This is a genomic window from Muribaculum sp. (assembly GCF_029051885.1).
In the GTDB taxonomy this organism is placed as follows: domain Bacteria; phylum Bacteroidota; class Bacteroidia; order Bacteroidales; family Muribaculaceae; genus Muribaculum.
The window spans coordinates 1-6,108 of sequence record NZ_JAIDKI010000018.1 but is presented as its reverse complement, the minus strand read 5'-3'; the positions used below and the strand labels follow the sequence as shown (position 1 = coordinate 6,108).

The 6,108-nt window shown below is 45.2% G+C and carries 6 protein-coding genes; all 6 read right to left on the bottom strand.

Annotation, left to right across the window (positions count from 1 at the left end):
- Nucleotides 1-600, bottom strand: a 600-nt coding sequence (locus K2I50_RS00700) for an NAD-dependent epimerase/dehydratase family protein (protein ID WP_301024333.1), incomplete at its 3' end; no start/stop codon positions are given.
- 38 nt (nt 601-638) lie between these two features.
- The gene (locus tag K2I50_RS00695; RefSeq protein WP_301024332.1) at nt 639-1,805 is read right to left on the bottom strand and encodes an FAD synthase family protein; all 1,167 of its coding nucleotides are present in this window, start codon (nt 1,803-1,805) and stop codon (nt 639-641) included.
- Entirely contained in the window at nt 1,792-3,072 is a 1,281-nt protein-coding gene (gene fucP / locus K2I50_RS00690) for an L-fucose:H+ symporter permease (protein WP_301024331.1), read from the bottom strand. Before fucP ends, K2I50_RS00695 begins: the two co-directional genes overlap by 14 nt.
- A 4-nt stretch (nt 3,073-3,076) precedes the next feature.
- Complete coding sequence (gene folE / locus K2I50_RS00685; RefSeq protein ID WP_301024330.1) at nt 3,077-3,649, bottom strand: GTP cyclohydrolase I FolE; 573 nt, start codon at nt 3,647-3,649, stop codon at nt 3,077-3,079.
- 33 nt (nt 3,650-3,682) lie between these two features.
- Complete coding sequence (locus K2I50_RS00680; RefSeq protein ID WP_301024329.1) at nt 3,683-4,144, bottom strand: SPOR domain-containing protein; 462 nt, start codon at nt 4,142-4,144, stop codon at nt 3,683-3,685.
- A gap of 421 nt (nt 4,145-4,565) precedes the next feature.
- Nucleotides 4,566-5,882: a DEAD/DEAH box helicase gene (locus K2I50_RS00675; protein WP_301024328.1), complete on the bottom strand. Its 1,317-nt coding sequence runs from the start codon at nt 5,880-5,882 to the stop codon at nt 4,566-4,568.
- Nucleotides 5,883-6,108 lie beyond the last annotated feature (226 nt).

The window sequence follows — 6,108 nt, the reverse complement described above, 5'->3', positions numbered from 1 at the left end:
CACGTCTTCACGTCCTGCCTCTTGGCCTTCATGGAATCGACGTCTGAGGGCAGGGAGGACATGTGAATGGGTGGGATGATAATTGTCATTAGGACCATAGAGGTTGGTCGGCATTACCGAGATATAGTCCGTGCCATATTGACGGTTGAGGAACTCGCAATATTTCAGACCTGAGATTTTGGCAAGAGCATATGCTTCGTTGGTCTTTTCAAGTTCGGAAGTCAACAGACATGATTCGGGCATAGGCTGTGGAGCCATTCGCGGGTATATACATGACGACCCAAGAAACTCCAATTTCTTTACTCCGTTTTTCCAAGCAGCATTGATTACATTCATCTCAAGCATCATGTTGTCATACATGAAATCAGCGAGAGCCGACTGGTTGGCTTCTATGCCTCCTACCTTTGCGGCTGCAAGAAATACATAATCAGGCTTTTCTGCTGCAAAGAAGTCATTTACAGCCTGTTGATTTATAAGATCGAGTTCCTTGTGTGTGCGGGTTATAATATTCGTATATCCCTGACGGCGGAGTTCTCGCACGATAGCCGAACCCACCATGCCTCTGTGGCCGGCAACGTAAATTTTCGAGTCTTTTTCCATAGTGCTATACTAACTTATTCTTTCCTTTTTTCTATCTATTACTCTTTTCTTCTGATTTTGATGCGTATGATATTGTCATCTTCGGGTATCCGGTCTACGACGAGCGCAAGATGGCCGCCACCTCCTGCTCCAAGCATCTTCCATGCCAGGGCATGATTGCGCCAGCGATTGATGTATTCCTCAACTCCTGGCTGCATCATAGCGGGGAACATTGAAATCTGTGCTTCAAACGAATCGCGGAATGCTGCGGCAAAATCCTGGAGGTCACAACGCATCACAGCGTCCCAGCACCGGTCGGCAGCATCAGTAAGACGACGTACCTTTGTGGGTGTGATATCCTTGCCTTCCACTACCGAACAGCCAGGGCGTCGCGGGAACATCGGAATCAACACAATGTGGTTTTCAAGCCATGACAACACATTTTCATCATGACAAGATTCAATTTTTGAAGGCCAATAATGTCCGTCATAATAGTGGCGGTTGAGTCCGGACATACATATTCCTATCGCATCCTGAGCACCTGAGATGTGCCCTTTGTTTTCGGGGTCATTCTCGAAGCAGAAAAGAAGGCGTGCGAGCATCTCTTCATTGTAATTCGGGAGCTCGTAAGGCCATATTTTTTTTGCAGCGTTACGTGTTGATGTCGACATTCCACCACGCTCCATAAACTCTACTGTGGGTTCAATCGACATGGTCAACGCCCATCCTGCTCCATATTCAGAAACATATGGCTGGTCTATCCATGTGCCGGCAATATCTACACGATATGGCAGATGTGACTTCACACCTTTGCGCAGGGATGTGGTAGACCTTGCTTCCAGTCCGGCATCAGGTACTCGTTCAAGCTCCACATATTCGATGCCTCTCTCTTGACAGAGATTACGTTTGAGTTCAGATCCGCCATCGGAATTGACTACAAAAACATCAGGTTTTACACGGTCAAGTGTCTCGAGGAAATCAAGCATGCCGCTGCCTGAATTAATATATGCATCAGTCACATAACGGATAGATTTCACCATATATAAGCGCTCCTTTTCAGAGTACACCGTCTTGCGGTTTTTGAGGCCTTCGATTGTCTTGTCAGATCCAATGCCTACATAAAGATCACCGTAGCGTGAGGCCTCTTTGAAAAAAGCCACATGGCCGGAGTGAAGCATGTCGTAGCATCCCGATACGAATACTTTCTTTTTATTATCTGTCTGCATAAATAAGAGATTTCTTGCGTGAATATACTATAGCTGAAGCGTAAACGAGTATCACTACAAAACATAGCAGTGATACAATAAATGATGTGGAGATACCGGCCATATCCGATATCCATGCCTGGAGCGGAGTGAGCAATGCTCCTCCGAGTATTGCCATGATAAGACCTGAGGCTGCAATCTTGTTATCAGCCGGAGGCATGCCTTCAAGGGCTATGCCGTATATGGTCGGGAACATCAACGACATTGTCGCAGAAATACCGACAAGGGCGATAACCGAAGATATGCCGGAAAGCATTATCACACCTCCGGTAAGGATAATAGCCATAACCGAGGCATACATAAGGAGTTTTACCGGCGCCACATATTTCATAAGCCACGTAAATACGAAGCGGAATAGTGTGAATGATAATATAGAGTAAAGGAAATACATTGAGGCATCCTTCTCCAAACAATCAAGTTCGGCCATGACATAACGGATAGTAAATGACCATACGCATGTCTGTACGCCAACATAGAAAAACTGAGCCACAACACCAAAACGATATGGCCGGTTGTTCCAAAGACGCCGTATCGTATCGCATACCGGCGCTGTCTCCGATTCATCCTTGAATTTTGGCATCCTGACAATAAGGATTACCCCCAACAGTATAAGCAATGCACATCCGATAAGCATGTATGTGCCTGATATGGCTGATAGTTCGTGGCTTTGAATCTCTATCAGCTGAGCGGCAGACATGTCGCCACGCTCGGCTGCATCGGCTGCATTTAACTCCGATAATATGAAATGGCGGCTCACGAGTATGCCGCATACGGCACCCACCGGGTTGAACGTCTGGGCGATATTAAGACGTCGGGTAGCGTTGTCACGACTGCCCATTGAAAGTATATACGGATTTGCTGTAGTCTCAAGCACGGCACATCCGCATGCCATCACATAAATTGCAAAAAGGAATGCCGGATAACTCGCAGCCACACCGGCAGGATAAAAGAGCATAGTACCACATGCATATAGCAGTAGCCCCAGAATGATACCCGATTTAAATGAATATTTACGGATAAACATAGCCGCCGGGAAAGCTACACAAGCATATGCTCCGAAAAAAGCGAACTGCACCATAGAGGTCTGCAAATCGCTCATCGACATAATACGCCGAAATGCTGCAAGCAGCGTGTCGTTCATGTTATTGGCCAGGCCCCAGGCGAGGAAAAGAGTGGAGACAAGGAGGAAAGGTACGCCTATGCGTATTACATCATTGGATTTTGCCATTATTTCAATCTTTTATAAGAGAGAGGAATTCTTGTCGAAGAGCCGTATCCTCGGCAAACACGCCATCATAGTCAATGGTTGTGGTAGAACTGTCCTGTTTCTCGACACCACGCATTTTCATGCAGAGGTGTTCGGCTCGACATACTACAATAACTCCTTTGGCACCGAGCGTTTTGCTGATAACTTTGGTGACTTCTGCAGTAAGACGCTCCTGCACCTGAAGGCGACGTGCATATACATTGACCACTCTCGCAAGTTTAGAAAGCCCTATCATATTGCCATCGGGGATATAGCCAACTGATATTTTTCCAAAAAACGGGAGTATATGATGCTCGCAGAAGGAATAAAACTCTATATCACGTACAATAATCATACGCGAGCCGGCATACTCAAATATTGCCTGATTCATAATCGAAGAGGCATCCTGACGGTATCCCTGAGTAGCATAATATAGAGCCTTTGCAGCTCTGAGAGGAGTTTTTCTAAGCCCCTCGCGATCGGGGTTCTCCCCTATCAGTTCTATAATAGCCCGATAATGACGGGCCAGTTCTTCTATAACTATGTCCTGATTCTGCATAGTTTCTTGTGTCGTATTCATATGCAAAGGAGGCTATTCGCCTACAATTATTCTGTCGCGCACCACGCGTATCTCTCGGCTGTAACCCGGGAATGCCTCTTTGATTTCAGCAGCGGCCTTCTCAGCCTCGTCGTGAGTCCGGAAATTACCTATGCGTGTTCGCCAATAAGGAGCTTTGTATTCAACATACGAAGGGTATGCCTCAAAACGCGATACAACATTGCGCGCACGTGTGCGCGCCTCATTTTTTGCTGTACGTGGATTGTTGTCGGCGAATATCTGTATCCGGTATCCTCCGGTTCGACCATGAACTACCGCCGGAGACGTCTCCTGTTCTTTGGATACGTCGGCCCTCAGACGATTTTTTAGCGCATCTGGCATTTGGATAATGATGACACCTTCGGCCGCGATATGCTCTTCAATCACCGGACGCATTGATTCAGCCTCGGTGACAGTATCTGTAGTCTGCGCATGCATGCCGTTTGTCATTGTCATTGCTGCAATTGCCAAAGAGTATATTGGCAGAATGCGTATATGTAGGAATGAGCTCATGCTTTTCTTCATAATATTGCATTAACAACCGCAAAGTTAGTAAAAATAAATTACTTTGGTGCAGATATTTTCCATATTACTCAATTACGGTAAATATCTTATTAGCCTAAATATGACAGACTGAAATTAATATTCTTTTTTGAATATGCGGCAAGTCGTCATGACGGATATCCTCTTAGAGAATGTTTGAATTTCACTTTATGAAATCTTTAGAGGTCTTTCCGGACTGTTCCGAGATTGAATGAAATCTCAAAACATTCTCTGAAATCCTCTCTAAATCTTAACATAAGTCAAATCCAAGCATTTCTCTTAAGAAGCGTAGGTTCAACTCCGGGTTGCATGGCATTGGCAATAGGTGTAATAATCAGCTGATTATGGAGACTCTTACTTTTTTGCCTTTGAGTTTCTGTGAAGAAAGACGTTTTACCAGTTCCACAACCCCATCGACGGGCACAGCTGCAATGGCGCTGTGGTCGCGCACAACAATCCGGCCGACCTTCGTAGCATCCACTCCACCTTGTTTTATTATATAGCCGGCGATATCTCCGCGCGAAATCTTCTCTTTCTTACCTGCATTGAAATAAAGTGTGGCAGCAGAGGCGTGAATTGGATTGTCGGAGTGTCCGGTAGGCGAATACGACCTGTCAAATACGATATAATCAGGTATAGTGTCAGCTTCTGATGATAGTACATATATCGTTCCGGTAGCATCTACTCGTGCTGTACGGCCATTACGATGGGTCCATGTTTCCTGCGACAACGGCATATGATAATGCACTATGGCGCTTACTGAATCAATGTCAAGTCCACGGGCGCCAAGGTCGGTACTTACAAGTATTGGCGTTGAACCGTTATTAAGTAAGTCTACAGCTTTTTCTCTGTCATTCTGATCAAGTGCACCATGATATATACCAACCGGAAGTCCGGCATCATGCAGGTGCCGGTATACCCGATCGGCACTTTCACGGTGGTTTACAAATACTATTACACGTCCGTCAGGCAGTGAATGCAATAAGTCGGTAAGGGTCTCAAGTTTGTCGCGTGACGGACTCTCTACATCGACTATCTGCATACGTGAGCGTGGTGAGCCGGATTGGTTCAGATAGTCGATAGTTTCCATCTTGTCTAATTTCATAAACCCCGGGAGTTCATTCAGGCGAGTCGCTGAAGTAAGAATTGTACGGGCACGGTTAGGCATAGTGCGGATTATCTTCTTCATCTCGTCATGGAATCCAAGTTCAAGAGACTTGTCGTACTCGTCAAGCACTAATATCCGTGTAGTATATAAATCGATTTGCTTTCGTTCGATATGGTCAAGCAATCGCCCTGGAGTAGCTACAATAATATCGGGAACCGGAGTCAGAGAATTCTTTTCATCGAGCATCGAGTGTCCGCCATAAAGTGCGACAACCTTGTAGCCGACAGCCAGTTCACGCACTACACGATATATCTGCATTACAAGCTCTCGTGATGGGGCAATTATAACACCCTGCAACTTTGCAGAAGGTGCCTGCAATGACAGCAGCATTGCTGAAGTAAAGGCTATTGTCTTTCCGCTTCCGGTTGGTGACAAAATCATCACATCCGATGCGCGTGAAGTCATTGCCGCCTCTTGCATTGGGTTAAGAGAATCTATACCCATGCGCGTATGGATATTGTTTATTATTTCTTGAGATTTCATATTCTTAATATTGTTACGAGACAAATTTACATAAATACTAACATTAATCCATTTACATATGGCTACAAATTCAACAGTATAATTTGTGAAAATGTGTTTGCCGATATCTCATTTTTACTCAGATTATGTTAATGTGATGTTAAAAATGTATACTCCCATTAGTTTTTGCGGCTATGAAAGGATTTAGCCTTGCGGCTTAGTTGATATAGCCCACTCTGCTAATGAA

Coding starts and splice junctions, on each gene's coding strand:
- K2I50_RS00695 (WP_301024332.1), bottom strand. CDS start 1,805: ATGCAGACAGATAATAAAAAGAAAGTATTCGTATCGGGATGCTACGAC.
- fucP (WP_301024331.1), bottom strand. CDS start 3,072: ATGGCAAAATCCAATGATGTAATACGCATAGGCGTACCTTTCCTCCTT.
- folE (WP_301024330.1), bottom strand. CDS start 3,649: ATGCAGAATCAGGACATAGTTATAGAAGAACTGGCCCGTCATTATCGG.
- K2I50_RS00680 (WP_301024329.1), bottom strand. CDS start 4,144: ATGACAATGACAAACGGCATGCATGCGCAGACTACAGATACTGTCACC.
- K2I50_RS00675 (WP_301024328.1), bottom strand. CDS start 5,882: ATGAAATCTCAAGAAATAATAAACAATATCCATACGCGCATGGGTATA.